General features: G+C 65.1%; 25 protein-coding genes. 11 read left to right on the plus strand and 14 right to left on the minus strand.

The genetic code is table 11. From position 1 onward, the window contains the following. Positions 1–119: 119 nt before the first annotated feature. Both IVA96_RS18780 and IVA96_RS18785 read right to left on the minus strand, forming a co-directional pair. The gene (locus IVA96_RS18780; protein ID WP_247281781.1) at positions 120–893 is read right to left on the minus strand and encodes an MBL fold metallo-hydrolase; all 774 of its coding nucleotides are present in this window, start codon (positions 891–893) and stop codon (positions 120–122) included. Positions 894–905: 12 nt separating this feature from the next. After that, complete coding sequence (locus IVA96_RS18785) at positions 906–1,817, minus strand: DMT family transporter (RefSeq protein ID WP_247281782.1); 912 nt, start codon at positions 1,815–1,817, stop codon at positions 906–908. Between the two features lie 95 nt (positions 1,818–1,912). Between IVA96_RS18785 and IVA96_RS18790 the strand changes: the two genes are divergently transcribed. Beyond that, the gene (locus tag IVA96_RS18790; protein ID WP_247281783.1) at positions 1,913–2,776 is read left to right on the plus strand and encodes a LysR substrate-binding domain-containing protein; all 864 of its coding nucleotides are present in this window, start codon (positions 1,913–1,915) and stop codon (positions 2,774–2,776) included. On the opposite strand, the gene pdeM is transcribed toward IVA96_RS18790, so the two are convergent. From pdeM to IVA96_RS18810, 4 genes are all read right to left on the minus strand, one after another. Beyond that, positions 2,773–3,444: a ligase-associated DNA damage response endonuclease PdeM gene (pdeM, locus tag IVA96_RS18795; protein ID WP_247281784.1), complete on the minus strand. Its 672-nt coding sequence runs from the start codon at positions 3,442–3,444 to the stop codon at positions 2,773–2,775. The two genes, IVA96_RS18790 and pdeM, sit on opposite strands and share 4 nt — an antisense overlap. Before the next feature lie 53 nt (positions 3,445–3,497). Further along, entirely contained in the window at positions 3,498–6,083 is a 2,586-nt protein-coding gene (locus tag IVA96_RS18800) for a ligase-associated DNA damage response DEXH box helicase (protein WP_247281785.1), read from the minus strand. 229 nt (positions 6,084–6,312) lie between these two features. Continuing rightward, positions 6,313–7,542, minus strand: coding sequence for an ABC transporter substrate-binding protein (locus IVA96_RS18805; protein ID WP_247281786.1), 1,230 nt, complete (start codon positions 7,540–7,542; stop codon positions 6,313–6,315). Between the two features lie 114 nt (positions 7,543–7,656). Next, positions 7,657–8,583 (minus strand): methyltransferase domain-containing protein, encoded by a 927-nt coding sequence (locus IVA96_RS18810; protein WP_247418602.1) that lies wholly within the window; start codon positions 8,581–8,583, stop codon positions 7,657–7,659. Between the two features lie 199 nt (positions 8,584–8,782). On the opposite strand from IVA96_RS18810, the gene IVA96_RS18815 reads away from it, so the two are divergent. From IVA96_RS18815 to IVA96_RS18835, 5 genes are all read left to right on the plus strand, one after another. After that, the gene (locus tag IVA96_RS18815) at positions 8,783–9,820 is read left to right on the plus strand and encodes a ligase-associated DNA damage response exonuclease (protein ID WP_247418708.1); all 1,038 of its coding nucleotides are present in this window, start codon (positions 8,783–8,785) and stop codon (positions 9,818–9,820) included. Then, the gene (locus IVA96_RS18820; protein WP_247418603.1) at positions 9,817–11,739 is read left to right on the plus strand and encodes a cisplatin damage response ATP-dependent DNA ligase; all 1,923 of its coding nucleotides are present in this window, start codon (positions 9,817–9,819) and stop codon (positions 11,737–11,739) included. The genes IVA96_RS18815 and IVA96_RS18820 overlap by 4 nt, the downstream gene beginning before the upstream one ends. A gap of 227 nt (positions 11,740–11,966) precedes the next feature. Continuing rightward, entirely contained in the window at positions 11,967–12,272 is a 306-nt protein-coding gene (locus IVA96_RS18825) for a DUF6460 domain-containing protein (protein ID WP_247281789.1), read from the plus strand. 21 nt (positions 12,273–12,293) lie between these two features. Beyond that, positions 12,294–13,028, plus strand: a complete 735-nt coding sequence (locus tag IVA96_RS18830; protein WP_247281790.1) for an MBL fold metallo-hydrolase — start codon at positions 12,294–12,296, stop codon at positions 13,026–13,028. Between the two features lies 1 nt (position 13,029). Next, on the plus strand, positions 13,030–14,355 hold the full coding sequence (locus IVA96_RS18835; RefSeq protein WP_247281791.1) for an MATE family efflux transporter: 1,326 nt from the start codon (positions 13,030–13,032) through the stop codon (positions 14,353–14,355). Positions 14,356–14,484: 129 nt separating this feature from the next. On the opposite strand, the gene IVA96_RS18840 is transcribed toward IVA96_RS18835, so the two are convergent. Both IVA96_RS18840 and IVA96_RS18845 read right to left on the minus strand, forming a co-directional pair. Beyond that, positions 14,485–15,582 (minus strand): quinone-dependent dihydroorotate dehydrogenase, encoded by a 1,098-nt coding sequence (locus tag IVA96_RS18840; protein WP_247281792.1) that lies wholly within the window; start codon positions 15,580–15,582, stop codon positions 14,485–14,487. Further along, positions 15,579–15,923, minus strand: a complete 345-nt coding sequence (locus IVA96_RS18845) for a DUF952 domain-containing protein (RefSeq protein ID WP_247418604.1) — start codon at positions 15,921–15,923, stop codon at positions 15,579–15,581. The genes IVA96_RS18840 and IVA96_RS18845 overlap by 4 nt, the downstream gene beginning before the upstream one ends. 281 nt (positions 15,924–16,204) lie before the next feature. On the opposite strand from IVA96_RS18845, the gene IVA96_RS18850 reads away from it, so the two are divergent. Then, entirely contained in the window at positions 16,205–16,858 is a 654-nt protein-coding gene (locus tag IVA96_RS18850) for a helix-turn-helix transcriptional regulator (protein ID WP_247418606.1), read from the plus strand. Between the two features lie 103 nt (positions 16,859–16,961). On the opposite strand, the gene IVA96_RS18855 is transcribed toward IVA96_RS18850, so the two are convergent. The 5 genes from IVA96_RS18855 to IVA96_RS18875 form a co-directional block, all read right to left on the minus strand. Continuing rightward, positions 16,962–18,602 carry a lysine--tRNA ligase gene (locus IVA96_RS18855; protein ID WP_247418608.1) on the minus strand — a complete coding sequence of 547 codons (1,641 nt, stop codon included), beginning with the start codon at positions 18,600–18,602 and terminating at the stop codon, positions 16,962–16,964. Between the two features lie 192 nt (positions 18,603–18,794). Further along, positions 18,795–19,730, minus strand: a complete 936-nt coding sequence (locus IVA96_RS18860; RefSeq protein WP_247418609.1) for a transporter substrate-binding domain-containing protein — start codon at positions 19,728–19,730, stop codon at positions 18,795–18,797. A 179-nt stretch (positions 19,731–19,909) separates the two neighbouring features. Then, a complete protein-coding gene (locus IVA96_RS18865; protein ID WP_247418611.1) occupies positions 19,910–20,500 on the minus strand; it encodes an SCO family protein in 591 nt (196 codons plus the stop codon). A gap of 23 nt (positions 20,501–20,523) precedes the next feature. Beyond that, entirely contained in the window at positions 20,524–20,718 is a 195-nt protein-coding gene (locus IVA96_RS18870; RefSeq protein ID WP_247418612.1) for a hypothetical protein, read from the minus strand. Between the two features lie 195 nt (positions 20,719–20,913). Beyond that, positions 20,914–21,384, minus strand: coding sequence for a hypothetical protein (locus tag IVA96_RS18875; RefSeq protein ID WP_247281799.1), 471 nt, complete (start codon positions 21,382–21,384; stop codon positions 20,914–20,916). 265 nt (positions 21,385–21,649) lie between these two features. Between IVA96_RS18875 and IVA96_RS18880 the strand changes: the two genes are divergently transcribed. The 4 genes from IVA96_RS18880 to IVA96_RS18895 all read left to right on the plus strand — a co-directional run bounded on the left by IVA96_RS18880 (position 21,650) and on the right by IVA96_RS18895 (position 25,187). Continuing rightward, positions 21,650–23,308, plus strand: coding sequence for an FAD-binding dehydrogenase (locus IVA96_RS18880; protein WP_247418622.1), 1,659 nt, complete (start codon positions 21,650–21,652; stop codon positions 23,306–23,308). Between the two features lie 3 nt (positions 23,309–23,311). Continuing rightward, positions 23,312–24,229, plus strand: a complete 918-nt coding sequence (locus IVA96_RS18885) for a PHB depolymerase family esterase (protein ID WP_247281801.1) — start codon at positions 23,312–23,314, stop codon at positions 24,227–24,229. A 131-nt stretch (positions 24,230–24,360) separates the two neighbouring features. Continuing rightward, a complete protein-coding gene (locus IVA96_RS18890) occupies positions 24,361–24,711 on the plus strand; it encodes a RidA family protein (protein WP_027575148.1) in 351 nt (116 codons plus the stop codon). A 110-nt stretch (positions 24,712–24,821) separates the two neighbouring features. Next, complete coding sequence (locus IVA96_RS18895) at positions 24,822–25,187, plus strand: nuclear transport factor 2 family protein (RefSeq protein WP_247418625.1); 366 nt, start codon at positions 24,822–24,824, stop codon at positions 25,185–25,187. Between the two features lie 198 nt (positions 25,188–25,385). On the opposite strand, the gene IVA96_RS18900 is transcribed toward IVA96_RS18895, so the two are convergent. After that, positions 25,386–26,228 (minus strand): amidohydrolase family protein, encoded by an 843-nt coding sequence (locus tag IVA96_RS18900; RefSeq protein WP_247418629.1) that lies wholly within the window; start codon positions 26,226–26,228, stop codon positions 25,386–25,388.

The following is a 26,228-nucleotide window of genomic DNA, read 5'->3' on the forward strand; positions in this document are numbered from 1 at the left end:
TGCAGATAGTTGCGCTCAATCGTCCGGTCATAGCTGTTGTCGCGCATCGGATCGTCCTCCGCTGGAGCGATCCAATCAGCGAATTAGTGAACATGCACAGCAATGACGACGTGGCGACATCACGGCGCCTCGATCACCGTCGGCACGCCTGGCTCCAGCAGGCGCAAGCGCGTCCCGAAGCCGAGCACGTCGAAGGTCTTGCGCAGATCCTCGCTGCTCTGGCGGAAATGAGCCCAGCCTTCGGTGTGCAGCGGCACGATCGTCGCATCGGGAAAGGCACGCGCGGTCTCGATGGTGTCGTTGGTGTCCATGGTGAGATGGAACGGCCCGCGCGTTTGCGCCGCGCCTGCGAAGGGCAGCACCACACCGCATTTGAAGCGGCGCGCGACTTCGGCGACGCCGTCGAACCAGGTGGTGTCGCCGCTGATATAGACCGGCCGCGTGTCCTTCCGGCTCGACGACACCACGAAGCCGATGACGTCGCCGGACAAGGGCTCGATGCCGGCCGGGCCATGGCGCGCGGGCGTCGCGGTGATGGTCAGCGCATTGCCGTCGCCGTCCCTGAGATGCGCGGCGCTCCAGGGCGCAAGGCCCTCGACATGGCCGCCGAGGCGCTTTGCGCCGGCTTCGGTCGTCAGCACGCGCTTGACCTTGCCGAGAAGCTCCCGGCCGGAATTGTCGAGATTGTCGGAGTGCTGATCGTGGCTCAGCAACACGGCGTCGATCGGACCGATTGCGTCAGGCCTGACGGCAGGTCCGATCGTCTTCTCCAGCTTCACATGCGGCAGTTGATAGGCACCGGGCGCGTCGAAGGTGGGGTCGGTGAGCAGGCGAAAGCCGTCGATCTCGATCAGCGCAGTGGGGCCGCCGATCAGGGTGATGGAAACGGGCATGATGAACTCCTGTTACGAGACGAGCTTTGCCGGACGCGTCACCAGATAGATACCGAGCGCGACTGGAATGATCCCGAGCAAATCGCGGGCCTCGACATGCTCGCCGAGCACGAGAAACGCGAACAGCATGCCCAGTGGCGGCATCAGGAAATGATAGGCGCTGGCGGCGGTGGCGCCACACACTTTCAGGAGATGAAACCAGAGCAGGTAGGCGAGGATCGAGCCGCCGAGCACGAGGAAGGCAAAGGCGCCGATCAGGCTCGGGGTGACCACGATCGCGTGAACGTCGGCGAAGGTGAGCGCGACCGGCGCCAGCACGATGCCGGCGGCGAGATTCTGGATGCCGTTGCCGATCCACAACGAGCCCTTCGGCGCCAGCAGCTTGAACAGGATGGTGCCGGCTACGATCGAGGCCAGTGAGGCCAGCGTGAACAGGATGCCGTGCAGGCTGTCGGTGCCGACCGACAAACGGTGCCACACGATGAAGGTGACACCGATGACGCCGAGCAGCAGGCCCGCCGCCTTGCGCCAGGTCGTGCCTTCGCCGAGCAGCAGCGCCGCAAGCGCAGCCGTGAACACCGGATTGGCCGAGACGATCAGCCCGCCGAGGCCCGCGGAGACCGATTGCAGGCCGGTATAGCCGAGCCCGAGATAGAGGGCGTTGTTGGCGATGCCGAGCACGGCGAAGATCGCGGCGTCGCGCCAGGACAGGGACCAGCCGTCGCCTCGAATCCAGGTCGCGCCCAGGATCAGAACGCCGGCCAGCGAGAAGCGCGCGGCGAGCAGGATCAGTGGCGGGCAATAGGTGACGCCGATCTTGCCGGCGATGAAGGCGTAGCTCCAGAGCAGGCAGAACAGGCCGATATAGAGCGGCAGCGGATTGAAACGGCTGCGGGGGACGGCGATCGATGGGGCGAGCGACATGACATTCTCCTGAGCCCTCGATCTAGGAAGGCAGCTTGCCATTTGGAAATTAAATGATTAACTTCCATTCAGTGGATTTTCGAATGGAGGCGGCGATGCTCGATCTCGAGCTGCTGCGCAGCTTCGTCTCGGTGATCGAGGCCGGCGGCTTCACCCGCGCCGGCGAGCGCGTTCACCGCACGCAGTCGACCGTGAGCCAGCAGATCAAGCGGCTGGAGGAGGACGTCGGCCAGGCGCTGCTGCACCGCGACGGCAAAGATGTCCGCCCCACAGAGGCCGGCGAGCGGCTGCTGTCCTATGCGCGGCGGCTGCTCTCGCTGGCCGAGGAGGCGCGCGACGTGCTGCGCCAGCCCGAGGGCGAAGGCGCGATCCGGCTCGGCATTCCCGAGGATTTCGCGGCATACCGACTGGCGAAACTGCTCGGTGCGTTCTCGCGCTCGCATCCGCGCCTGCGGCTCGACGTCCGCGCCGACCAGAGCAAGCATCTGGCCCGTGATCTCGAACGCGGCGAACTCGATCTTGCGCTGTACAAGCGCGAGGCCGGCGCGAAGGACGCCATCGCGGTGTGGCCCGAGCGGGTGCACTGGGTCACCAGCAAGAGCCATCCGGTCGACGTCAACGTGCCCTCGGTGCCGCTGATCGGGTTTCCGCTCGGCTGCATCTATCGCGCCGGCGCCATTCACGCGCTGGAAAGCGCGGGCCGCGCCTGGCACACCGCCTACACGTCATCCAGTCTCGCCGGCATCCAGGCCGCGGTCGCCGCCGGCATGGGGCTGAGCATCCTGTCGGAGATGGCCATCCAGTCCGACCACCGCGTGCTGACCGCCAAGGATGGCTTTGCGCCGATCAACCGCACGGAGGTGGCATTGATGGCCGCGCCCGGCGCCAGCCCCGCAACGCTGCGGCTGGCCGATCGGCTCGCCGAGTTCTGCGATGATGTGCAGGCGAAGGCGGCCTAATAACACCGCGACGCGGCGATCGCGTGGACGCGGCGGTCGCCGAGCAGATGGGCGACAAAGCCGTTGGTCGGAAAGACCTTTGCGAAGGCGGCATCGCGGATGCTGAGGCCGCCAGTATAGGCGCCGAAGGCCGGCATCACGGCCCGCATCCCGTCACTGGCAAAGCAGCGGCGCTCCATCGAGCGGCCGCGCGTGGAAACGCGGGCCTTCGGATGCAGATGGCCGGCAATCTCGCCGCTTGCGCCGGTCGGCTCGTGGCGGAAGGCGATCGGGCCAACCAAGACTTCGTCGGCGGCGGTGCCGCCGAGATCACGCGGCAGCATGGGATCGTGATTGCCCGAGATCCAGATCCAGTCGCGGCCGGTCTGGAGTGCGGCGACAGCGTCGCGATCTTCCGCCGACAAACGCTCATGCGCGGTGCGGTCGTGAAAGCTGTCGCCGAGCGCGATGACGATGCGTGGATCATGGCGGGAGATGACAGCAGCAAGGCGGCTTAGCGTCGCCAGCGTGTCGTAGGGCGGCAGCAGCACGCCGCGGGTGGCGAAGCTGGAGGCTTTTTCCAGATGCAGGTCGGAGACGACGAGCAGGCGCTGCTCTTCCCAGAACAATGCACCGGCGAGGTCGGCCGCGAACGTCACACCGCTGATGGTAACCTTCGAAACGCGCATGTCCTCGACATCTCCTGAAACCTGCGCGCCTGCCGTCACGTCCGAACCTGCTCTTATCCCATGGCCTCTTTGACCAGCTCGTCGGCGGCTTCCGCCAACAGCTCGTCGCCAGCTTCGCCATAAACTGACTCGCGGCCGATTTCCAGCATCACGGGGACGGCGAGCGGGGAAACGCGGTCGAGTTCCCGAAGCGTGATCCGGCCCTGAATACGCATCAGCATGTCGCTGAGACGGCGCAGGTCGAGCAGGCCGGTGGCGGCATCGGCGCGGGCGGCGCGCAAGAGCACGTGATCGGCCTGGTGCTTGCGCAGCACGTCGTAGACCAGATCGGTGGAGAACAGCACCTGGCGCCGGCTTTTCTCTTCGCCGGTATGGCGTCGCGCGATCAGGCCGGAGATGATCGCGCAATTGCGGAAGGTGCGCTTCATGAGCGCCGATTCGGCGAGCCAGGCTTCGAGATCGTCGCCGAGCATGTCGGGGTCGAACAGGGCATCGAGATCGATCCGGCCGTCCCGGATCATGAACGACATATCGCCAAGCGCCCAGACCGCGATCGCATATTCGTTGGCAACGAAGCCGAGCGGCCGGGCGCGGGCGCGTTCGAGACGACGCGTCAGCAGCATGCCGAGGGTCTGGTGCGCGAGACGGCCCTCGAACGGATAACAGACGAGATAATGCTTGTTGGCGCGTGGAAAGCTCTCGACCAGGAGCTCGCGCACCGCGGGCACGCGGGAGACATCCTTTTGCAGCGACAGCCAATCGCGCACCTGCTCGGGCAAGCCACCCCATGCGCGCCCATCATCGAGCAGCCGGCGCACGCGCTCGGCGAGATAGGTCGAGAGCGGGAATTTGCCGCCCATATAGGACGGCACCTTCGGATCCTTGTCATGCGCGCGCGAGACATAGACCTGGTCCTCGACCAGGGTCTCGTAGCGGACCACCTCGCCGCTGAACACGAAAGTGTCGCCGGGGCTCAAGCCCTCGATGAAGGCTTCCTCGATCTCGCCAAGCAGCCTGCCGCCGCGCGCGATCACCCCGGTCGAGCCGCCTGCTTTTCCTTCACCGCCGCGCGAGCGCACTAGCCGCACCTTCAGCATGTCGTCCTCGACGATAGTGCCGACATTCATGCGGTAGCTCTGCCGCACTTTTGGGTTGGCGACGCGCCAGCGTCCTTCCTTGTCCTGCTTGATACGGGCGAAGCGCTCATAGGTCTTCAGCGCATAGCCGCCGGAGGCGACGAAATCGACCACGTCGTCGAAATCCTGCCGCGACAGGTTTGCGTAGGGCGCGGCGGTGCGAACCTCGCCGTAGAGCTCGTGCGAGAGGAACGGCTCGCCGCAGGCGCAGCCGAGCACGTGCTGGGCGAGCACATCGAGCGCGCCCGTGCGCAGCGGCGGCGTGTCCTGCGCATTCTCCGCGATGGCATCGATGGCGACGCGGCACTCCAGCACCTCGAAGCGGTTGGCGGGCACCAGCACCGCGCGCGAGGCTTCGTCGAGGCGGTGGTTGGCGCGGCCGATGCGCTGCATCAGGCGCGAGGATCCCTTGGGTGCGCCGATATTGACGACGAGATCGACGTCGCCCCAGTCGACGCCGAGGTCGAGCGAGGAGGTGCAGACCACGCCACGCAGCCTGCCCGTCGACATCGCGTCCTCGACCTTGCGGCGCTGGGCGACGTCCAGCGAGCCGTGATGCAGGGCGATGGCGAGGCCGTCATCGTTCATGCTCCAGAGATTCTGGAACAGCATCTCGGCCTGGCTGCGGGTGTTGACGAATACCAGCGTGGTCTTGTTCGCCTTGATCAGCTCGTAGATCTCAGGGAGCGCGTGGCGCGCGCTGTGACCGGCCCAGGGCAATCGCTCGCGCGTATCCAGCATCTCGACCAAAGGCGGCGCGGCGCCACCGGCGATGACGATGTCGGCCGCAGCTTCCCTGCCTTCGGGCTGCGGCACCAGGAAGCGCGCGAGCTGCTCCGGCTCGGCGACGGTCGCCGACAGGCCGATCGCACGCAGCTGCGGCGCCAGCCGCCATAGCCGCGCCAGCCCGAGTGAGAGCAAATCGCCACGCTTCGACGTCACCAGCGCATGCAGCTCGTCGAGCACGATGCGCTTCAAGGAGGAGAACAGGAATGGCGCGTCGTCGGAGGACAGCAACAGCGCAAGCTGCTCGGGCGTGGTCAGCAGAACGTCCGGCGGGTAGCGCCGCTGCCGCTGCCGGCGCGACACCGGCGTGTCGCCGGTGCGAGTCTCGACCTTGATCGGCAGCGCCATCTCGGCGATCGGCCGCTCCAGATTGCGCGCGATGTCGACGGCGAGCGCTTTCAGCGGCGAGATGTAGAGCGTGTGGAGACCGCCGCTGCGCTGCAGGCTGCGTCCGGTGGAGACGAGGCTCTTCTTCGCGCTAGCCTCCCGCCGAGCTGCATCAGAAGACAGCTCCACCAGCGTCGGCAGAAATCCCGCCAGCGTCTTGCCGGCGCCGGTCGGCGCGATCAGCAGCGCCGAGCGGTCCTCGCGTGCCTTCTCCAAGAGCGCCAATTGATGGGCGCGCGGCGACCAGCCGCGGGCTGCGAACCACGCGTTGAAGCGGTCCGGCAGCAGCGCAGGCGTCTCGGCCGGGGATTTGAGGATGCGGGGCGGCACGGCATAAGAAGTAAGCCGTGCGCGCGGGTTCGTCGAGGGGTTGAAGCGGCCGAATAGCCGACGCCACTGTCCCTGTCCCCTTGTGGGAGAGGGTGGATCGCCGCGCAACGGCGAGACGGATGAGGGGTCTCTCCCCACGAATCTAACTCTCGTTTGGAGGCGCGGATAAAAACCCCTCATCCGGCGCTTCGCGCCACCTTCTCCCGCAAGGGGAGAAGGAAGAGCTTCCCTACTCCGACATCGGCTTGTCGGAGATGTCCCAGTCCTTGCCGGTGAACGTCGAGATGAACAGCGTCTTCATTGGCGTGTAATTCTCGGGCGTGTAGCTGTAGGTGACGCCGTCGAGGAAATAGGGCGAGTGGAAACCGTTGAGGTTTGATGCCTGCTTCAGCACGTTGGCGCGGGTGAGCTCGTCGCCGCAGCGGCGCAGGATCTCGCCCATGGTCACCGCCTGGCCGTAGCCGGCGAAGGCGATGGTGTTGTCGGGATCGATCGCCGGTGTGTATTTCTTGCGCAGCTCCTCGAACGCCATCACGTCGGGGTCCTTCTCCCATTTCGGCAGGCCGACCTCCTTGTTGTAGCGGATGGCAACGATGCCGGTGGCGTTCTCGAGGCCCGCGGCGCTGAGGATGGAGCGGCCGGTCGAGCCGGCCGACAGCAGCTGCAGCGGTTTCCAGCCGAGCTCGGCTACTTTCCGAATCGACTGCGACGACGCCTTGCCAGTGGAGATGTTGTAGAAGACATCGGCGCCCGACTTCGAGAGGTTGATGAGCTGGGAATCGACCGTCGGCTCGGTGAGATCGTAGGTCTGCTCCATGATCACCTGCGCGGTGCCGCCGGCATCGGCCAGCACCTTCTTGAAGGGACCCAGGAAGTCGCGGCCGAAATCGTCGTTCTGGTAGAGGATGCCGATCTTGGCGTTCGGCTTCACGCTGACGACGTGCCGGGCCAGTATGCGCGCCTCGGTCGGGTAGAGCGGCAGGCCCGCCATGGTCCATTTGAACTCTTTCGGGTTATTCCACTTCGACGCCCCGGTGTTGAGCAGGAGCTGCGGCACGCCCTTGGAGTTCAGGTATTTGTGCACGGCGGTCTGCGGTGCGGTGCCGAGCGAGCCGTAGAGCGCCAGCACCTCCTCCTGCTCGACCAGGCGCCGCGTCGCCTCGACGCATTTCGGGGCGCTGTAGGCATCGTCCATGGTGAGGAACTTGATCTTGCGCCCGTTGATGCCGCCCTTCTCGTTCAGCATCTGGAAATATGCCTCGCCAATGCGGCCGAGCACGCCGTAGAGCGAGCCGGGGCCGGAATGCGGCACGGTCTGCCCGATCTTGATCTCGGTGTCGCTGGCCCCCGCATCGTATTTCTTCTCCGCGGCCCAGACATAAGGCGCAGGCAAAGTGGATGCGGCAATTGTGGCGAGCGCGGCGGCGCTGAAGTCGCGCCGCGATGGATTCTTGGTCATGTTTGTTTCTCCCTGTGCGCGCATTGTGCTGGCACCGCCGCACGGCTCGCAAGTGGGAAGTCGCAGCTTTGCGACGCAATGACGCTCAAATTGCCAGGCGATTAGCGCCTAGACTCAAGTTTTCTCGGCAACGGCGACGAGGCCGCGCACCGGCTCGTTGTTCTCGTTGCGCGGCGAGGCCGGCTCCAGTGTCAGCAGCTTGAGCCCGGCTTTCGCGATGGCGGCGCGCACATATTCCGCGGAATGGGCGTAGCGCAGGCCTTCGCCGAGCACGATGCCGCTGCCGTCATGCGTCTCCAGCGTGAAGGCCAGCACGCCGCCGGCTGCGAGCACGCGCTTGGCCTCGGTGAGCACCGGCGCAAGATCAGAGAGATAGACGAAGGCATCCGCGGCAACCACGAGGTTCGCGCTCGCATCACTCTTGTCGCGCAGACCTTCGATCATGTCGGCGACTTCGAGCTCGGCATAGAGATTGGTGGCGCGCGCCTGCTTGATCATGCCGGGCGACAGATCGATGCCCACGAAATGATCGACCTGCTTGGCGAAGGCGGCAGCCGCGAGCCCGGTGCCGCAGCCGAGATCGATGGTGCGCTTGAAGAAGGCGGGCTTCTTGGCTGCCGCGCGTGAGGCCAGCACCGCCTTGAAGATCAGGCTCGGGGCGCGGTAGCCGAGATCGTTGATCAGCGTGTGCTCGAAGCGCGGCGCATATTGATCGAACAGGGCCTGCACATAGGCCTTCGGCATCTCCGCCATCTCGGCATCACCGAGCCGCATCAGATGCAGGCCGGCGCCGTGCTGATCCTCGGGATCGGACCTGAGCGCTTCACGAAACGCCGCGATGGCCTTGTCGCGCTCTCCGAGCTGCTGACGGACTTCGCCGAGCGTGAACCAGGCCGAGGTGAAGTTCGGCGCGAGCTCGATCGCCTGCTCCAGCAGGTCCGCGGCCGCGGGCAGATCGCCCTTGAGTTGGAGGTCGCGCGCGAACTCGAAGCGGCGGTCGGCCATGAGATCGCCGGAGGTCAGGAACAAGCGCAGCGGCATAGGAACTCGGCTCGTCATTGCCGGGCTGACCCGGCAATCCATCAAAAAACGACTGTTTAAGTGGATGGATGCGCGGGTCAAGCCTCCGCCCATTGGCTTCGGCGGGCTTTTTACACCGCCGGGCCGGCGAAGCCTAACGGAGACGGCAAGCCCGCGCATGACAGGTGAATTCGGGGCGCCTGCCTCCTATATCGTCTCCATGCGCCCGCAAGACATCCTGCTGCCAGTTGCTGCCGGCCTGTGCTGCAAGCCCGGCGGCTTCCATATCGACCCCGTGCGCCCGGTTGAGCGGGCGGTGATCACCCACGGCCATTCCGATCATGCCCGCGCCGGCCATGGCGCGGTGCTGGCGACGCAGGAAACGCTGGACATGATGCGGCTGCGCTATGGCGAGCATTTTGCAGGCTCGACGCAAGCGATCCGCTATGGCGAGGAGGTCCGGCTCGGCGACGTCACCGTCAAGTTTCACCCGGCCGGACACGTCTTGGGCTCGGCACAGATTGCGGTGAGCTGCAAAGACACCTGCATCGTCGCCTCCGGCGATTACAAGGACGCACCCGATCCGACCTGCACGCCGTTCGAGCTCGTGCCCTGCGACGTTTTCATTACCGAGGCGACCTTCGGGCTGCCGGTATTCCGTCATGGCGATGCCGCCGACGAGGTGAAGAAGTTGCTCGCCTCCGTCGCCCTGTTTCCGGAGCGCGCGCATCTCGTCGGCGCCTATTCGCTTGGCAAGGCCCAGCGCGTGATCGCACTCTTGCGCCAGGCCGGCTACGACGCGCCGATCTACCTGCATGGTGCGATGGAGACGATCACGCATTACTATCAGAGCCGCGGCATCGAACTCGGCGAGCTCAGGCCCGCGAAAGGCGTGAAGAAAGCGGCGCTCGCCGGCACGATTACGCTGGCACCGCCGTCGGCAACATCCGATCTCTGGACACGGCGCTTCCCCGATCCTCTTACCGCCTTCGCCTCCGGGTGGATGCGCGTGCGCGCCCGAGCGCGGCAGCGCGGCGTCGAGCTGCCGCTGGTGATCTCCGACCATGCCGACTGGGACGGCCTCACCGCCACGATCGGTGCGACAGGTGCCGGCGAGATCTGGGTCACCCACGGCCAGGAAGACGCGCTGGTGCATTGGTGCCAAAGCAAGGGCTTGAAGGCGCGGCCGCTTGATCTCGTCGGCTATGGCGACGAGGAGGGGAGCGAGACGCCAATTGAAGGCGAGGCGGAGGCATGAACCGCTTCGCCGAGCTTCTGGACCGTCTCGCCTACGAGCCCGGCCGCAACAACAAGCTGCGGCTGATCACCGGCTATTTCCGCGAGGTCGGCGATCCCGACCGCGGCTACGCGCTCGCCGCGCTGACGGGCGCGCTCAGCTTCAAGCACGCCAAGCCGGCCCTGATCCGCGATCTCATCGCCGCGCGCACCGACCCGGTGCTGTTCGGGTTGAGCTACGATTATGTCGGCGATCTCTCGGAGACGGTGGCGCTGATGTGGCCAAAGCAGGCGCATGGTAATAACGAATCCTTTCCGGGCTACCCCTCTCCCCAGCCCTCCCCCACATCCACATCCGCCTTCGCTCTTCGAGCTTCGACGGACGAGAGGGGGGAGGGAGCGCAGCGGAGTACTGCGCAATCACCTGATGCTTCGGTAACCATCGCAAAACAGTCCAAGCGTGAGGGACACACGAGCCTCACCGTTCCCTCCCCCCTTGTGGGGGAGGGTCAGGAAGGGGGGTACCGCGGGCGCGATACCAATGTGTCCTCTCACCCAAGCAACCACAACAGCCCGCCACCCCCATCCCTCACCGAAGTCGTCACCACACTGCGAACGCTCGGCAAGACCGAGCTGCCAAGGCAACTCGAACGCTGGCTTGACGAGCTCGATGAGACCGGCCGCTGGGCACTGCTGAAGCTCGTCACCGGTGGGCTTCGCATCGGCATCTCCGCGCGTCTTGCCAAGACCGCGGTAGCGGCGCTCGGCGACAAGGATCCGCACGAGATCGAGCTGATCTGGCCGGGGCTCGCCCCGCCGTATCTCGACCTCTTCGCGTGGCTCGAGGGGCGCGCCGAAAAGCCGGTCAATCGCGATCCGGCGCCGTTTCGGCCCGTGATGTTGGCGCATGCGATCGAGGACATGGATTTCGCCGCACTCGATCCCGCCGATTACATCGCCGAATGGAAATGGGACGGCATCCGCGTGCAGGCGGTGGCAGGGCGCGATGATCGCGGCCACATCACGGCGCGGCTCTACTCGCGCACCGGCGAGGACATCACGGGAAGCTTTCCCGACCTCGTGCCGGCGCTGCGCTTGCCCGGCGCCATCGACGGCGAGCTGCTGATCCTGCGTGAGGGCCGCGTGCAGAGTTTCAACGTCCTGCAACAGCGGCTGAACCGCAAGGTGGTCTCGCCGAAGCTGATCAAGGAATTTCCGATCCACTTGCGCGCCTACGATTTGCTGGGCGACGACGAGAACGATCTGCGCGAGCTGCCGTTCGCGGAACGGCGTGAGCGGCTGGAGACCTTCATCGCAAAGCTTGACGATCCCCGCATCGACCTGTCGCCCACCATCCCGTTCGCAAGCTGGGAGGCGCTGACCGCTGCGCGCGCCGATCCTGCCAGCGCCGGTGCGGGCGAAGATGCGGACGCGGTCGAAGGCGTGATGCTGAAGCGGCGCGATGCGCCCTATATGCCGGGGCGGCCGAAGGGACAATGGTGGAAGTGGAAGCGCGACCCGCACATCATCGATGCCGTGCTGATGTACGCGCAGCGCGGTCATGGCAAGCGCTCGTCTTATTATTCCGACTACACGTTTGGCGTCTGGACCGCAGGCGATGGCGGCGACGAGTTGGTGCCGGTCGGGAAAGCCTATTTCGGCTTCACCGACGAGGAGCTGTTGCAGATCGACCGCTTCGTCCGCCGCAACACCACCGAGAAATTCGGCCCCGTCCGCCATGTCGTGCACGAGCCGGACAAGGGGCTGGTGCTGGAGGTCGCTTTCGAAGGGCTCCAGCGCTCGCCGCGACACAAATCCGGCGTCGCCATGCGTTTTCCCCGCATTAGCCGCTTGCGCTGGGACAAGCCGCCGCGCGAGGCCGATCGGCTGGAAACGCTGGAAAGGATGCTGAAGGCGGAGGCGGCGGAGATCGAGGCGTGAAAGCGCGCTGAGTCGAGGCTCGTTTCTCGCCCAGGCAGAGGTGCGCTCCCTCTCCCGCAAGCGGGAGAGGTTTGCACCGCGCCCGCGGCGGGCGGCGCGCCCAAATCGTGGCCCTGGCGCTGCCCGAATTAAAATGCGGTAAGCTGATTGACGCACCGTTGCGGGTTCCCCATGTGCCCCGCGGTGACCTATAATCGGGGCGAATCCCCGTTGAGGAGTTTCTTGCGATGGCCCACGACGTCAGAGATTTGCCGGCTGGCCGCAGCGATGGCCTGAACCGCTTTCTCGGCGGCACGCCGCTGGCGGTCGCGTTTCGGCTGGTCCTGCTCTCGATCCTGGTCGGCGTCGTGCTGGCCGCGATCGGCTTCGATCCCTGGAATATCATCTACAGCATCCGCCTGTTATTCCAGCGGCTGTGGGATCTCGGCTTCGATGCCGTGAACTGGCTGTGGCGCTACTTCCTGCTGGGCGCGGTCATCGTTATTCCGATCTGGCTGCTGTCGCGCGTGTTCGGCGCGCCGCGCGGCAGGTAAGGATTTAGGGGCCCGCAGCCGATGCAACTACGCTTTGTCGGCTGCGGTGACGCCTTCGGCTCCGGTGGCAGGCTCAACACCTGCTTCCACATCTCGGGGCGCGAGACCAATTTCCTGATCGATTGCGGCGCGTCGGCTCTGCCGGCCCTGAAACGGCTGGAGATCGAGCGCAATGACATCGATCTCATTCTCATCACACATTTCCACGGCGATCATTTCGCCGGGCTGCCATTCTTCCTGCTCGACGCCCAATTCTCGCGGCGGACGCGGCCGCTGACGATTGCGGGCCCGCAAGGCATCGAGATGCGACTAACGCAGGTGATGGAAGCGCTGTTCGAGCACTCCTCGAAGACAAAACAAGGTTTCGAGCTCTCCGTCGTCGAACTCGCGCCTCAGCAAAGCCAAAGCTTCGACGCAGTGACAGTGACGCCCTACCCGGTCGTGCACGGCCAATCCGGCGGGCCATTCCTGGCCTATCGCGTCGAGGCTGAGGGCCGCACGCTCGCCTACAGCGCCGATACCGAATGGACGGAGACGCTCATTCCGCTGGCGCATGGCGCGGATCTTTTCATTGCCGAAGCCTATATGTACGAGAAGGCGGTCAAGAACCATCTCAGCCTGAAGACCTTGGAACAGCATCTGCCCGCGATCGGCGCAAAGCGCCTCGTCCTCACCCATATGAGCGAGGACATGCTGTCGCGCCTGGACGACATCGAGCATCTCGCCGCCGAAGACGGCATGGCGCTCGTGTTCTGACATGCACGCGCCCGTTCATCCCAGGATCGGTTCCCGCCAGGTGTTCGCCATCGCCGGGCCTGCGATGGTCGCGAACCTCACTACGCCGCTGATCGGCGTGGTCTCGACCACAGCGATCGGACGGCTCGACGATGCGGCGCTGCTCGGCGGCGTCGCGATCGCGTCAGTGATTTTCGACTGCCTGTTCTGGCTGTTCGGCTTCCTGCGCATGAGCACGCTCGCCTTCACCGCGCAATCGCTGGGCGCTGGTGATACGCGCGAGCCGACCGCGATCCTGGCGCGCGGTTTCATCGTTGCTGGCCTGATCGGCGCCGCGCTGATCGCACTGCAACTGCCGCTCGCCGCGATGCTGTTCGACCTCATGGGCGGCAGCGAGGGCGTGACGCAGGCCGCGAAGACGTACTTCAAGATCCGGATCTGGTCGTCGCCGTTCGCGCTCGCCAACTACGTCATCCTCGGCTGGCTGATCGGCCAGGCCCGCGCCAATTCGGCTCTGTTGCTTCAGGTCGTCATCAACCTCGTCAACATGGCGGCGACGATCCTGCTGGTGCTGGTCTACGACACCGGCATCGCCGGCGCCGCGAGCGCCGCGCTGTTGTCGGAAGCCGTCGGGTTCGCCCTTGGCGTGATCGTCTGCCGCTATTATGCCGGCGGCGGCTTCGCCGTCCCGTACGCTACGCTGCTCGACCGCGAGAAGCTCCTGCGGATGCTGGCGGTGAATTCGGACATCCTGATCCGCACCGCGGCGCTGATCGCCGTGTTCCTGTTCTTCACCGCCAAGGGCGCACAGGCCGGCGACGTCATGCTGGCCGCCAACTCCGTGCTCAACAACTTCCTGCTGGTCAGCGCCTTCTTCCTCGACGGTCTCGCCAACGCGGCCCAGCAGCTCTGCGGCCGCAGCCTTGGCGCACGCGATGCCAAGGGATTTGCCGATTCGACCCGGCTGGTGCTGCTGTGGGGGCTCGGCTTTGCAATCGTCGTCGCGGTGCTGTTTGCGCTGTTCGGGCCGGCCCTGATCGATTTCATGACGGCAAGCGAAGACGTCCGCCGTACCGCGCGCGACTTCCTGCCGTTCGTTGTACTCGCGCCCCTACCCGGCGTCTTCGCCTTCGGCTTCGACGGCATCTACATCGGCGCGACCTGGGCGCGCGAGATGCGCAATTTGATGCTGGCCTCGCTCGCGATCTTCCTCGGCACCTGGTGGGCGCTGCAATCGTTCGGCAATGCCGGACTGTGGAGCGCCCTGCTGGCCTCCTACGTCTCGCGCGGCGGCTTGCAGGCCGCGCGCTATCCGGCGCAGTTCAGGGCGACGTTTTCGAAGCCGTAGAAAGATCGTACCCGAGATGTTCGTGTCCCGGACGCGCTGCAGCGTGAAACGCTGCTGCGCAGAGCCGGGACCCCGTGGCTTGTGGGCCCCGATCAGCACCGCACCGCCCAAGGCGGCGCGGAGTCCACCTTACATCCCCGGCCAATCTTCCGCCGTGAGCGTCGCCGCATCCGCGCCGACGATCTCGGAGAGCGAATCCCGCCCGGTGCGGAGCAGCGTCGAGGTCAGGTCGCGCTTGATCTCGTCGACGAGGCCGAGTCCTTTGTAGACCAGCGACGAATAGAGCTGGATCAAGCTGGCACCGGCGCGGATCTTGGTCAGCGCGGCCCCGCCCGAATCGACGCCACCAACGCCGATCAGGGGAAATGCGCCCTCGACGCGCACATAGGTCTCCGCGACCATGCGCGTCGACAGGCGGAATAGTGGTCGTCCGGACAGACCGCCCTGCTCCCTGGCGCGCATCTCCTCGCGCAGCGTGGTCGGTCGCGCGATCGTCGTGTTCGACACGATCATGCCGTCGACCCGGCGCGAGCGCGCCACCTGCACGACATCGTCGAGCTGAGCAAGGCTGAGATCAGGCGCGATCTTGAGCAGCACCGGCGTGTCGCCCGCCTTCTGGCGCACCCGTTCGCGCGCGTCGATCACGCGTGCGAGAAGATCGTCGAGCAGTGCGCCTTCCTGCAAATTGCGCAGACCCGGTGTGTTCGGCGAGGAGACGTTGACGGTGAAATAGCTCGCAACCGGCGCAAAGGTCTCTATCAGCTTGACGTAGTCGCCGACGCGATCGGGTGAATCCTTGTTGGCGCCGACATTGACGCCGACGATGCCGCCGTGCGCTGCGCGCGCCGCGAGCCGGCGCAAGGCGACGTCCGCGCCGTCATTGTTGAAGCCCATGCGGTTGATGACGGCCTCGTCGCGCTCCAGCCGGAACAGCCGCGGCCGCGGGTTGCCGCTTTGCGGCTTCGGCGTCACCGAGCCGATCTCGACGAAGCCGAAGCCGAGCCGCAGCAACGCATCCGGCACCTCGGCGCTTTTGTCGAAGCCCGCGGCCATGCCGATCGGATTGGGGAAGTTGAGCCCGAAGGCGCGCACCGCGAGCTTGGGATCATCAAGGCGCGGCTTGACGGGTGGCAAGAAGCGCAGACCCTGGATCGCGAGCCGATGCGCATCCTCCGGGTCGAGCCAGCGCAGCACCGGCAGCGAAAACGCGTCGAAAGCGCGGATCACGGGGCAAGCTCCGGAACATCGTGACCGCCGTCGGAACGCAAGTTGAGGTTCATCACAGCGATCACCGCGCCGAGATCGAGCTCGCCATAAAGGTGCGGAAACAGCTCGTCATTGCGCGATCGCTCCCAGCGCAATTCGCTGCCGAGCGCATCGCCGTCGACCTCGACCAGGAACAGCGCGCGCTGCCCGACATAGTGCTTGCGCAGGGTCTCGGGAACCTGGGCGGCGGTCGAGAAATGGATGAAACCGTCGCGCGCATCGTCCGCGCTGCCACGGTAGACACCCTGCCGTTCCGCCTCGCGCCAAGCCGAGGCCGGACAGATTTTGTAGATCTTGACCACCGCTACCGCAGTCCTGTTTGCTCTTTGAGTCTTTTGGGATTTTTCGTCTCTCGCGGGTCCTCAAAACCCGGCCGCGACCGTAAAGGCGGCCCCTTCCGAACTCAAGACCTAGAGCCTTTCCGTTCCGATGAAATCGGAACGGGCCTCTAGACTCTTGTTTTGACGCGTTTTCTTGACGCGAACCGGTGCCCACTTGGCTTGAAAAAGCTTCTGCCCACCACCCCTTGCGCGAAAAACGGAAAACCGGTTTGATTTGAGGACAGTTTTCCTGAGTTGCTTCGATGGTCAAACAGGCCAAAGCGCAGAGGATGCTGACTCACGACCAGATCTGGGTCGCGCTGGATCGGCTGGCGGCGCGCGCCGGGCTTTCGCCATCCGGCCTTGCCAAGCGCGCGGGGCTCGATCCCACCACCTTCAACAGGTCCAAACGCGTCACCTCCGACGGCCGCGAGCGTTGGCCCTCGACGGAATCGATCGCGAAGGCGTTGGCGGCGGCCGGCGCTTCGATCGACAGCTTTGCGAGGCTGATCGACGAGGAGGCCGGCGAGCCTCACTCGGTGCCGCTGCTCAGCTTCGCACTCGCCGGTGCGAGCGGCGCTTTCGACGAATCGGGCCTTCCATCCGGCAAGGGCTGGACCGAAATCGCGCTTCCCACCGCCGAGAACGGCCACGCCTTTGCGCTGGAGATTTCCGGCGATGCGCTCCAACCAGCCTATCGCGACGGCGACGTCATCCTGGTCTCGCGCGGCACGCCGATCCGCAAAGGCGATCGCGTGGTGGTGAAGACCAAAGCGGGCGAGATGGCGGTCGCGACGCTGAAGCGCCGCACGGCAAAGGCGCTGGACTTGCAGCCGTTCGATGCATCACAGGCGGAGCGGGCGATCGCGGTGAGTGATGTCGCCTGGATGGCGCGGATCGTCTGGGCGAGCCAGTGATTGCGCCCCGCCTGGCGTGGTGAACCAGGCGATGACATCACCCGCGCCGCGCGTTTCGCCGTGGCCCTCGGCAAGGTCAAGTACAAGCAATCGGGACTACGTCTTACGCACTCCGCGCCAGCGCGCCGTCGATCATGTTGACCGCGTTCTGGATGCCGTAGACCGCGACGAAGGAGCCGAAGCGCGGGCCCTTCTCCTGACCGAGCAGCACCTGGTAAAGCATGTTGAACCAGTCGAGCGTGACGCCGGGACGGCCGTCCTTGCCCTTCTTGACCTGATCGAGGAACGGCTCGCGGCGGCCGACCTCGTAGACGACGTTCTGAATGTCCTCGGCCGAGGCGTCCTGCGGCAGTTGCGACAGCGCATCGCGCAGGTCCTGTAGCGCGGCACGCTCGCTATCAGTCGGCTCGCGAAATTGCTTCGTGGGCGCGACGAAGTCGCGGTAGTAGTTGATGGCATAGCCGACCATGGCATCGAGCTTCGGATGCGTCTGCGGGCTCACGCCGGGACGGTAGCGGCCAATAAAACCCCACAAGGTCTCGGCATTCTCCGCGTTCGACGACGACACCAGCGTCAAGAGGAGCTGGAAGGTGACAGGCATGTCGCCTTTCGGCGGATGGCCGTTATGAATGTGCCAGACCGGATTGCCGAGCTGCTGCTTGGCATCCTGCCTGGCAAAGCCGTCGATGAATTGCTGGTAATCGTCGACATTGCGCGGGATGACGTCGAAATAGAGCCGCTTGGCCGCCTTCGGCTCACGGTACATGAACAGCGACAGCGATTCCGGCGAGGCGTAGCGTAGCCATTCGTCGATGGTGAGGCCGTTGCCCTTCGACTTCGAGATCTTCTGGCCCTTCTCGTCGAGGAACAGCTCGTAGTTGAAGCCTTCCGGCGGCGTGGCGCCAAGCGCTCTGGCAATCGCGCCGGACAGCTTCACGGAGTCGATGAGGTCCTTGCCGGCCATCTCGTAGTCGACGCCGAGCGCGACCCAGCGCATCGCCCAATCGGCCTTCCACTGACACTTGACGTTGCCGCCGGTGACCGGCGTTTCGACTTCCTGGTTGGTGTCAGGATCGACATAGGTCACCGTGCCGGCCGCGACATCGCGCCGGATCATCGGCACTTGCAGCACGACGCCTGTCGTCTTGCTGATCGGCAGGAACGGCGAATAGGTAGCGCGGCGGTCGGGCCCGAGCGTCGGCAGGATGATCGCCATGATCTTGTCGTAGGCGGCTAGCATCTTAAGCAGCGTCGCATCGAAGCGGCCCGATGTGTAGTAATCGGTCGAGCTCGCGAACTCGTAGTCGAAACCGAAATGGTCGAGGAAGGCGCGCAGGCGCGCATTGTTGTGCGCGCCAAAGCTGTCATGCGTGCCGAAGGGATCGGGGACGCGCGTGAGCGGCTTGCCGAGATTGGCTTCCAGCGGCGCCCGGTTCTGCACGTTGTCAGGCACCTTGCGCAGGCCATCCATGTCGTCGGAGAAGGCGAGCAGGCGCGTCTTGATCTTGTTCTCAGTCAGCACGCGGAAAGCATGGCGCACCATCGAGGTGCGCGCGACCTCGCCGAACGTGCCGATATGCGGCAAGCCGGAGGGACCGTAGCCGGTCTCGAACAGCACCTCGTCCTTCGGGCTTTTCTTCAGCCGCGCGACGATCGCCTTCGCCTGCTCGAACGGCCAGGCGTTGGATTGTTCGGCGAGCGCACGCAGGTCGCTCGGGTTCGCGGCAAGATCGATAACGGACATCAGGGCCTCCGGGCCGCGGAAAATAGCGATTTCCGGGCAGAATGCAATTTTGTGAGCGAGTGTCAGACCCTCACCCTGAGGAGCGCGCTGTTCGCGCGCGTCTCGAAGGGCGAGGCCATCAGTGGGGCCTTCATCCTTCGAGACGCTTGCTACGCAAGCCCTCAGGATGAGGATCTGAGAGCAGCGAAGAACCTAAAACGGGCTCACCGAAAAATACCGCAGCCACAGATCGGTGTAGCGGCCTTTTTCCCAGACGCGGAACAGGGCCCAGTTCAGGGCCTGGCGCAGCACGTCGTTGCCCTTGCGCACGGCGATGCCGATGCCCTCGCCGAAGAAGCGGCTCTCGACGAAGGGGCCGCCGGAGAAGGCGCAGCAATCGCCGGAATCGGTGCCGTTGATCCAGAACGCGAGCGAGATGGCGTCGCCGAAGATGAAATCGACCTCGCCCTTGCGTAAAGCGCTGCGGAGCGCATCGTCATTGGGATAGGCGTGCAGTTCGGCGTCGGTGAACATCGCCTTGAGATAAGCTTCGTGCGCGGAGCCGGCGATGACGCCGACCTTCTTGCCTTCGAGATATTCGGGCCGGATCTCCGGCATCACCGCGTCCTTGCGCGAGACGAAACGCGCCGGCACCCGGTAATAGGGATCGGTGAAATCGACGCGGGCGCGGAGCTGCGGGCTTACCGCCATCGAGGCGATAATGGCATCGCCGCGGTTGGAGGTGAGCGCGTCGACCAGCGTCTCGAAGCGGCGCATCTGCACCGTGCAGGTCACCTTGATCTCGTCGCACAATGCGCGGGCAAGATCGACGTTGAAGCCGGCCGGATTGCCATCGGCGCCGGTGAAGTTGAACGGCGGATAGTCAGTCTCGGTCAGGAAACGGATCACGGTCAGGCGTGACAGGTCCGGCCGCTCTGGACGGCGCCGCGGGTCCCAAAAACCGGGCACGGCCTGGGGGGCGGCCTGCGGCGCGGTTTGCGGCGTGGCCTGGGGCGCAGTGGGCGGCCGCTTTGCTGGTGTCTGGGCATTCGCGCCGGATAGGCCCGCGAGCAGGCAGCCGCCGATGGCCAGCCGGTGCAGCAAGCCACGGGCAGATTTCGACGATTTCGCCTGTTGCGATGGTGTCATCGGCCGGAAATGAACTGATATCGTTGGGATCGGAGGGCCTTATAGACCATTCGGCCCGGAACGCGAGCGCGGAATGCGGACAAGGTGACGGTGCGCTCCCCACCCCCGGTGCGGGGAAGGCGGAGGAGAGGTGTTTCATCGCAGGCGGGAGGTGAGGTCGCGGTGCGATCGCGCTCTTCTCAGAGATACCGCTTCAGCTCTGCCGCCGCCTCGTCCGGCGTCCGCTTCAAATTGAACGGCGAGACGAAGCGGCCGTCGCGGTCCATCAGATAGATCAGCGCGGTGTGGTCCATGGTGTAGTCGCCGTCCTTGGTCGGGACCTTCTTGGCGTAGACACGGTAGGACGTGATCACCTTGGCGATCTCGGCGGGATCGCCGGAGAGGCCCTCGAGATGCGGATCGAAGCTCGACAGATAGTCCTTCATCGCTTCCGGCGTGTCGCGCTCGGGGTCGACCGAGATGAAGATGGCATTGACCTTGTCGGCATCCTTGCCCATCGCGCGCAGCACTTCCGAGATCTCGAACAGCGAGGTCGGGCAGATGTCGGGGCAATGGGTGTAGCCGAAGAAGATCAGGGTCGGCTTGCCCTTCAGGTTCTTGTCGGTGACGGTCTTGCCGTTCTGATCGGTGAGCTGGAACGGGCCGCCGATCGCGGCCGGCTGCGCCACCTTGCTCATCCCGCCCATGGCCCAGAACATGATCAGGAGCCCGACGATGAGGCTTGCGGCGAAGGCAGTTGCGATCACCAGCGGACGGGCGATGGAGCTCATTGGCGGAACACTTCCTGTCGAGATCAGAAGCAGGCGGCGAAGCCGGTCCTGATCATTTCGAAGAACACCTGGGTGCCGTAGTGAAACCAGAGCGTGAGGGCGGCGACCACGACGAGCGTGCCGAGACCCGCGCCCACCCACAGCAGCACGGACGGCATCCGGCTGGCATTGGGCGAATTGTCCGATACTGGATGGGCCGGGTGCAGTGGTTGAACCATGGTCGTGATCGGGGCGAAGGGTTCCCTGCCTTTCAAATAGGCGCTGACGCGCGACCCGGCAAGCGCAGGGGTGGGGCAGAGATCACGATAAGCGTGTAGCAGCGCGAGCTTGCCGCAGGGTCACCACTCCCCGCAAGCCAAGCGGGAGAGCACCTCAATCGTGGTGCAAGTTTGCCAAAACCGGAGAGGTTGGGCCTACCTTGACGATGGCTTGTTGGTCGAGGCCTGCGCGTCCAGGTAGCAGGGCTTGTACATGGCCTGGAGCTGTTTGCCCCTCAGGAACAGCATGTGCGGGGTGAGGCCGCCGCGCTGCGCGATCCAGCGCTTCACCTGCGAGGGATACATCGCATAAAGCATCTGGGTAGCTTCAGGATTGGTGATGGCGCGGCCGTTGCTGCCGAAATCCCACGCCGCATGGAAGCCGAGCGTTGCGTGCGAGGTCACGCAGATCCGGTCGCGTGGGATGGCGCCGAGCACGATGGTGCAGGCGGACGCGCAGAGGCCGTCGATGATGACGGTTTCGCCTGATTGCCGCAGGCCCTGGTATTTGTCGACGTAGGTTCCGATCCTGCCGCCGCGGTCATCCGCAATTCGAACCACCGCGTGAGAAGCCCCCATGCCGGCGATCAGCAGAATCGCCGCAAGCAACCCCGTCAGAACCTTCATTGTCCCCCGCCCCAGTCGTATTCGAATCTGCGTGTCAGGTGGTGATGCACGGCTAGCGTCGGTCGAGTCTGCGGTTTTGTCTAGGCACGCCGGCTTGCTCAAAACAAATTCAAATCCAGTGTTGCGTCCGCGCTGCACTCGGCTGGTCTCTATCCCAAAGTGGAACAAGTTAATGATGTCTTACCGGCCACACCCTTGATCTCAGTTGCAACCGCTGGCTTCAATCCGGACAACTACAGGGGGGAACCCGAGGAGGGGGAGACACATGATTGAAGAGACGGACGTCATCGTCGTCGGCGCCGGACTATCCGGACTGGTGGCCGCAACGGAGATTGCGGACGCGGGCAAGCGCGTCATCGTGGTCGACCAGGAGGGCGAACAGTCGCTCGGCGGCCAGGCGTTCTGGTCGTTCGGCGGGTTGTTCCTGGTCGATTCGCAGGAGCAGCGCCGACTTGGCATCAAGGACTCCTACGAGCTCGCGCTCCAGGACTGGATCGGCGCCGCCGGCTTCGACCGCGACGAGGACTTCTGGCCGCGGCAATGGGCCGAGGCCTATGTGGGGTTCGCGGCCGGCGAGAAGCGCGGCTGGCTGCGGGCGATGGGCCATCGCATCTTCCCCGTGGTGGGCTGGGCCGAGCGCGGCGGCTACGATGCAATGGGCCATGGTAATTCGGTGCCGCGCTTCCACGTCACTTGGGGCACCGGCCCCGGCATCGTCGAACCATTCGAGCGCCGCGCGCGCGAAGCCGCCCAAAGCGCCCGGCTGAGCTTTCGGTTCCGCCATCGCGTCGATGCGCTCTCCATCACCAACGGCACGGTGGATGGCGTCAGCGGCGCCGTTCTCGCCCCCGATACGATCGAGCGGGGCAAGAGCTCGTCACGCAACGCCGTCGGCGAGTTCTCGCTGAAGGCGCAAGCGGTGATCGTCGCCTCCGGCGGCATCGGCGGCAATCATGAGCTGGTGCGGCAGAACTGGCCGAAGCGGCTCGGCGAGCCGCCGAAATTCATGATCTCGGGCGTGCCCGAGCATGTCGACGGCCGCATGATCGGCATCACGGAGAAGGCTGGCGCGCGGCTGATCAATCGCGACCGCATGTGGCATTACGTCGAGGGCATCCAGAACTGGTCACCCATCTGGCCGCGCCACGGCATCCGCATCCTGCCCGGCCCGTCCTCGATGTGGTTCGACGCCACGGGCACGCGGCTGCCGGCGCCGCTATTCCCGGGCTCCGACACGCTCGGCCAGCTCAAATACATCATGTCGACGGGCTATGATTATTCCTGGTTCATCCTGACGCAGAGCATCATCAACAAGGAATTTGCGCTGTCGGGCTCGGAGCAGAACCCCGACCTCACCGGCAAGAGCTGGCGCATGACCTTGCGCCGCGCCACCAACAAAGGCGCGCCGGGGCCGGTGGAGGCGTTCAAAAGCCACGGTGTCGACTTCATCGTGCGCGACAAGCTCGATGAGCTCGTTGCGGCCATGAACGAGCTTGCCGGCAGCGACCTCGTCAGGCTCGAGCACATCAGGATGCAGATCGAAGCGCGCGACCGAGAGATCGCCAATCCTTACGTCAAGGATGCGCAGGTGATGAACATCCACAATGCGCGCCGCTATATCGGCGACAAGCTGATCCGCACCGCCTCCCCGCACAGAATTCTGGATCCCGCGCATGGACCGCTGATCGCGGTGAAGCTCAACATCCTCACCCGCAAGACGCTGGGCGGCTTCGAGACCGATCTCGAGTCGCGCGTGTTCGGTGAGGACGGCAGCGTCATTCCCGGCCTTTATGCGGTCGGCGAAGCCGCCGGCTTCGGCGGCGGCGGCGTGCACGGCTACCGCTCGCTGGAGGGCACCTTCCTCGGCGGCTGCCTGTTCTCCGGGCGCAATGCCGGCCGCTCCGCGGCGAAGGCGGTGGGCTAGATCATGCGGCGGTGGATGCATATCGGGGCGTTCCTCGTGGCCCTCACCGCCGTCACGGCGGCGTCTGCCGATACGGTTGACGTCAACGGCGTGAAGCGTTCCTACACCGCGCAGCTGCCGGCGAAAAAGCCTGCGCCGCTAGTCGTCGTGTTGCATGGCAAGACCCAGCGCGGTGCCGACATGGTCGCGCGGACGGCGTGGCCGCAGCTTGCCAGGCGCGAGGGCCTCGCCGTTGTCTTTCCGGACGGACTCAACCACGCCTGGGCCGATGCGAGGACCAAGGCGGGACCCGCGCTCCGCGGTCCACCCGAGGGCACCGATGACGTCGCGTTCATCGCAAAACTTATCGAGAAGCTGGTGGCCGACGGCACCGCCGATGCAAAGCGTGTCTACGTGACCGGCATCTCCAACGGCGGCGCCATGGCGATGACGCTGGCTTGCGCCCGCGCCGATCTGCTCGCGGCAGCTGCGAGCGTGATCATGAATCTCACCGACGAGGCTGCTGTCACGTGCCATCCGTCCCGGCCGCTGCCGATTCTGATCATGAACGGCACGGCCGACCCGCTGGTGCCCTATGAAGGTGGACGCGGATCGGGCTATTATGCCGCAGACGGGTTCTGGTCGACCGACGAGACGCTGGCGTTCTGGCGCAAGCTCAATGGCTGCGACGCGGATGAGTTGACCGAAGCCGACCTGCCCGACAGAAGTCCCACCGACCAATCCACCGTGACGCGGATTTCCTCACGTTGCCCGGCCGGACACGACGTCGTGCTCTATCGCGTCAATCGAGGCGGCCATCGCATGCCCGGATTTGCACCTGACGCGCGTTTCCCGAAGGTCGCGACCGGCCTGCTCGGGCCACAGAACAGTGACATCGACGGCGCCGAGACGATCTGGGCTTTCTTCAGCCAGTTTCGCTGAGCGGCGCATCGCCGCAGGCAGCGCATGCGTGTCTGGCAAGGCATGCGCGCCTGGCAACGCATGCGTGCCTGGGCTGGCACAGCGCGAATCGCTGGGCTAGACAGGGCCGCCCTTCCACCAGGAGATCCCAAATGAGCATTCAGCGTTTTGAAACCGGCCCGCGCATGAGCCAGGTCGTCGTGCACGGCAACACCGTCTATCTCGCCGGTGTCGTCGCGAACAAGGCTGCCGGCGAAAGCGTGACGAAGCAGACCCAGGACATCCTGGCGACCATCGACGGCCACCTCGCCAAGGCCGGCACCGACAAATCGAAGCTGCTCTCGGCCACGATCTACATCACCGACATGAAAACGTTCGGCGAGATGAACGCGGTGTGGGACGCCTGGGTCTCGCCTGGCAACACGCCGGCCCGCGCCACCGTCGAAGCCAAGCTGGCGGCGCCGCAATACACCGTAGAGATCATGGTGACCGCGGCGAAGTGACGCCTGCATGAGATTATGCGTGCGCCGATGACCTCCGAGGTAATCGATCGGCGCGCGCATTCCTTCGATAGTTACGGTCAGCCAACACGGCACTGTCGAAGGAGAACATCATGACCGATCCCAACACCATCGCCTGCCGCTACATCGAGCTCTGGAACGAACGCGCCGCCGGCCGCCGGCGCGAACTGCTCAGCCAAAACTGGACAGCGGATGCGAGCTATGTCGATCCCCTGATGAAGGGCGACGGCCAGGACGGGATCCACGCGCTGATCGCAGGCGTGCAGCAGCGCTTTCCCGATTTCACCTTCAAGCTGATCGGCGAGCCCAACGGCTACGGCGACCATGTGCGCTTCTCGTGGGGACTTGGTCCTGACGGCGTCGACAGCCCGATCAAGGGAACGGATTTTGCCGTGCTAAAGGACGGCCGGATCAGGAGCGTGACGGGATTTCTGGATCAGGTGCCAGCGGGCGCGTGAAGGGCGGGCACGCTGCTTTCTTCCTTCTCCCCTTGTGGGAGAAGGTGGCGCGAAGCGCCGGATGAGGGGTTGCTTCCGCGATCCTTGCTGCTTGAGGGTCGTGCGCGGAGAGATACCCCTCGCCCGTCTCGCCGCTACGCGGCGAGCCACCCTCTCCCACAAGGGGAGAGGGAAAGAGTGCAACCCTCGACTGAACAGTCAAGCCAACCGATACGCAGCCTTCGCATTCACACCGAACGCCTTCTCGCGCACGTGTGCGCCCAGCCTCACCAGGCACGCCTCCAGCGCATCCTTGATCTCGCCGTAGCTCCCCGCAAGCAGACACACCGGCCAGTCCGAGCCGAAGATCAGCCGATCCTCGCCAAAGCATGTCGCGGCATGCTGAACGAACGGAAACAGACGCTCCGCATTCCAATCGCTCCAGACTGCTTCCGTCGCCAAGCCCGAAATCTTGCACCAGACATTGCCGCAAGCAGCGAGCGCCGCGATGCCATCGGCCCATTCGTCGCTTGCGCCATCGGCGATCGGCGGCTTGGCGGCGTGGTCGAGCACGAAGCGCGCTTGCGGGAAGGCCTGCGCGGTCGCGATCGCAGCCGGCAACTCGCGGGTGCGGACGAGGAAGTCGTAGGTGAGATCGCGGGCAAACACCGCGGTGAGGCCGCGCTGGACGTCTTCGCGGAGTAACCAATCCGGATCGGCTTCATCGTGGACCTGGTGACGAATGCCCACCAGCTTGTCCCCACCGGGCGCAGCGCGCAATCGATCGAGCGTTTCGTCAAGCGCCCCGTCCGTCAGATCAGCCCAGCCAACGACACCGATGACAGAGGGCGTCGCATGCGCGATGCGCAGGAACTCCTTGGTCTCCTCCAGCGCGGAGCGGCACTGCACCAGAATGCTCGCATCGATGCCGTTTGCCTTCAGCAATGGCGCAAGATCGCCAGGGCCGAAGGCGCGGCGGATCGGTGTGAGCTCGTCCGCGTCCATCCAGGGATAGTCGGCACGCGCCGGATCCCAGAAATGCTGGTGACCGTCGATGATCAT

This window comes from Bradyrhizobium sp. 159 (assembly GCF_023073795.1).
Taxonomy (GTDB): domain Bacteria; phylum Pseudomonadota; class Alphaproteobacteria; order Rhizobiales; family Xanthobacteraceae; genus Bradyrhizobium.

Excerpts from the sequence above, each read along its gene's own strand:
- IVA96_RS18780 (WP_247281781.1), bottom strand. The coding sequence starts at position 893 with ATGCCCGTTTCCATCACCCTGATCGGCGGCCCCACTGCGCTGATCGAG.
- IVA96_RS18785 (WP_247281782.1), bottom strand. The coding sequence starts at position 1,817 with ATGTCGCTCGCCCCATCGATCGCCGTCCCCCGCAGCCGTTTCAATCCG.
- IVA96_RS18790 (WP_247281783.1), top strand. The coding sequence starts at position 1,913 with ATGCTCGATCTCGAGCTGCTGCGCAGCTTCGTCTCGGTGATCGAGGCC.
- pdeM (WP_247281784.1), bottom strand. The coding sequence starts at position 3,444 with ATGCGCGTTTCGAAGGTTACCATCAGCGGTGTGACGTTCGCGGCCGAC.
- IVA96_RS18805 (WP_247281786.1), bottom strand. The coding sequence starts at position 7,542 with ATGACCAAGAATCCATCGCGGCGCGACTTCAGCGCCGCCGCGCTCGCC.
- IVA96_RS18810 (WP_247418602.1), bottom strand. The coding sequence starts at position 8,583 with ATGCCGCTGCGCTTGTTCCTGACCTCCGGCGATCTCATGGCCGACCGC.
- IVA96_RS18815 (WP_247418708.1), top strand. The coding sequence starts at position 8,783 with ATGCGCCCGCAAGACATCCTGCTGCCAGTTGCTGCCGGCCTGTGCTGC.
- IVA96_RS18820 (WP_247418603.1), top strand. The coding sequence starts at position 9,817 with ATGAACCGCTTCGCCGAGCTTCTGGACCGTCTCGCCTACGAGCCCGGC.
- IVA96_RS18825 (WP_247281789.1), top strand. The coding sequence starts at position 11,967 with ATGGCCCACGACGTCAGAGATTTGCCGGCTGGCCGCAGCGATGGCCTG.
- IVA96_RS18830 (WP_247281790.1), top strand. The coding sequence starts at position 12,294 with ATGCAACTACGCTTTGTCGGCTGCGGTGACGCCTTCGGCTCCGGTGGC.
- IVA96_RS18835 (WP_247281791.1), top strand. The coding sequence starts at position 13,030 with ATGCACGCGCCCGTTCATCCCAGGATCGGTTCCCGCCAGGTGTTCGCC.
- IVA96_RS18850 (WP_247418606.1), top strand. The coding sequence starts at position 16,205 with ATGGTCAAACAGGCCAAAGCGCAGAGGATGCTGACTCACGACCAGATC.
- IVA96_RS18855 (WP_247418608.1), bottom strand. The coding sequence starts at position 18,602 with ATGTCCGTTATCGATCTTGCCGCGAACCCGAGCGACCTGCGTGCGCTC.
- IVA96_RS18860 (WP_247418609.1), bottom strand. The coding sequence starts at position 19,730 with ATGACACCATCGCAACAGGCGAAATCGTCGAAATCTGCCCGTGGCTTG.
- IVA96_RS18865 (WP_247418611.1), bottom strand. The coding sequence starts at position 20,500 with ATGAGCTCCATCGCCCGTCCGCTGGTGATCGCAACTGCCTTCGCCGCA.
- IVA96_RS18870 (WP_247418612.1), bottom strand. The coding sequence starts at position 20,718 with ATGGTTCAACCACTGCACCCGGCCCATCCAGTATCGGACAATTCGCCC.
- IVA96_RS18875 (WP_247281799.1), bottom strand. The coding sequence starts at position 21,384 with ATGAAGGTTCTGACGGGGTTGCTTGCGGCGATTCTGCTGATCGCCGGC.
- IVA96_RS18880 (WP_247418622.1), top strand. The coding sequence starts at position 21,650 with ATGATTGAAGAGACGGACGTCATCGTCGTCGGCGCCGGACTATCCGGA.
- IVA96_RS18885 (WP_247281801.1), top strand. The coding sequence starts at position 23,312 with ATGCGGCGGTGGATGCATATCGGGGCGTTCCTCGTGGCCCTCACCGCC.
- IVA96_RS18890 (WP_027575148.1), top strand. The coding sequence starts at position 24,361 with ATGAGCATTCAGCGTTTTGAAACCGGCCCGCGCATGAGCCAGGTCGTC.
- IVA96_RS18895 (WP_247418625.1), top strand. The coding sequence starts at position 24,822 with ATGACCGATCCCAACACCATCGCCTGCCGCTACATCGAGCTCTGGAAC.
- IVA96_RS18900 (WP_247418629.1), bottom strand. The coding sequence starts at position 26,228 with ATGATCATCGACGGTCACCAGCATTTCTGGGATCCGGCGCGTGCCGAC.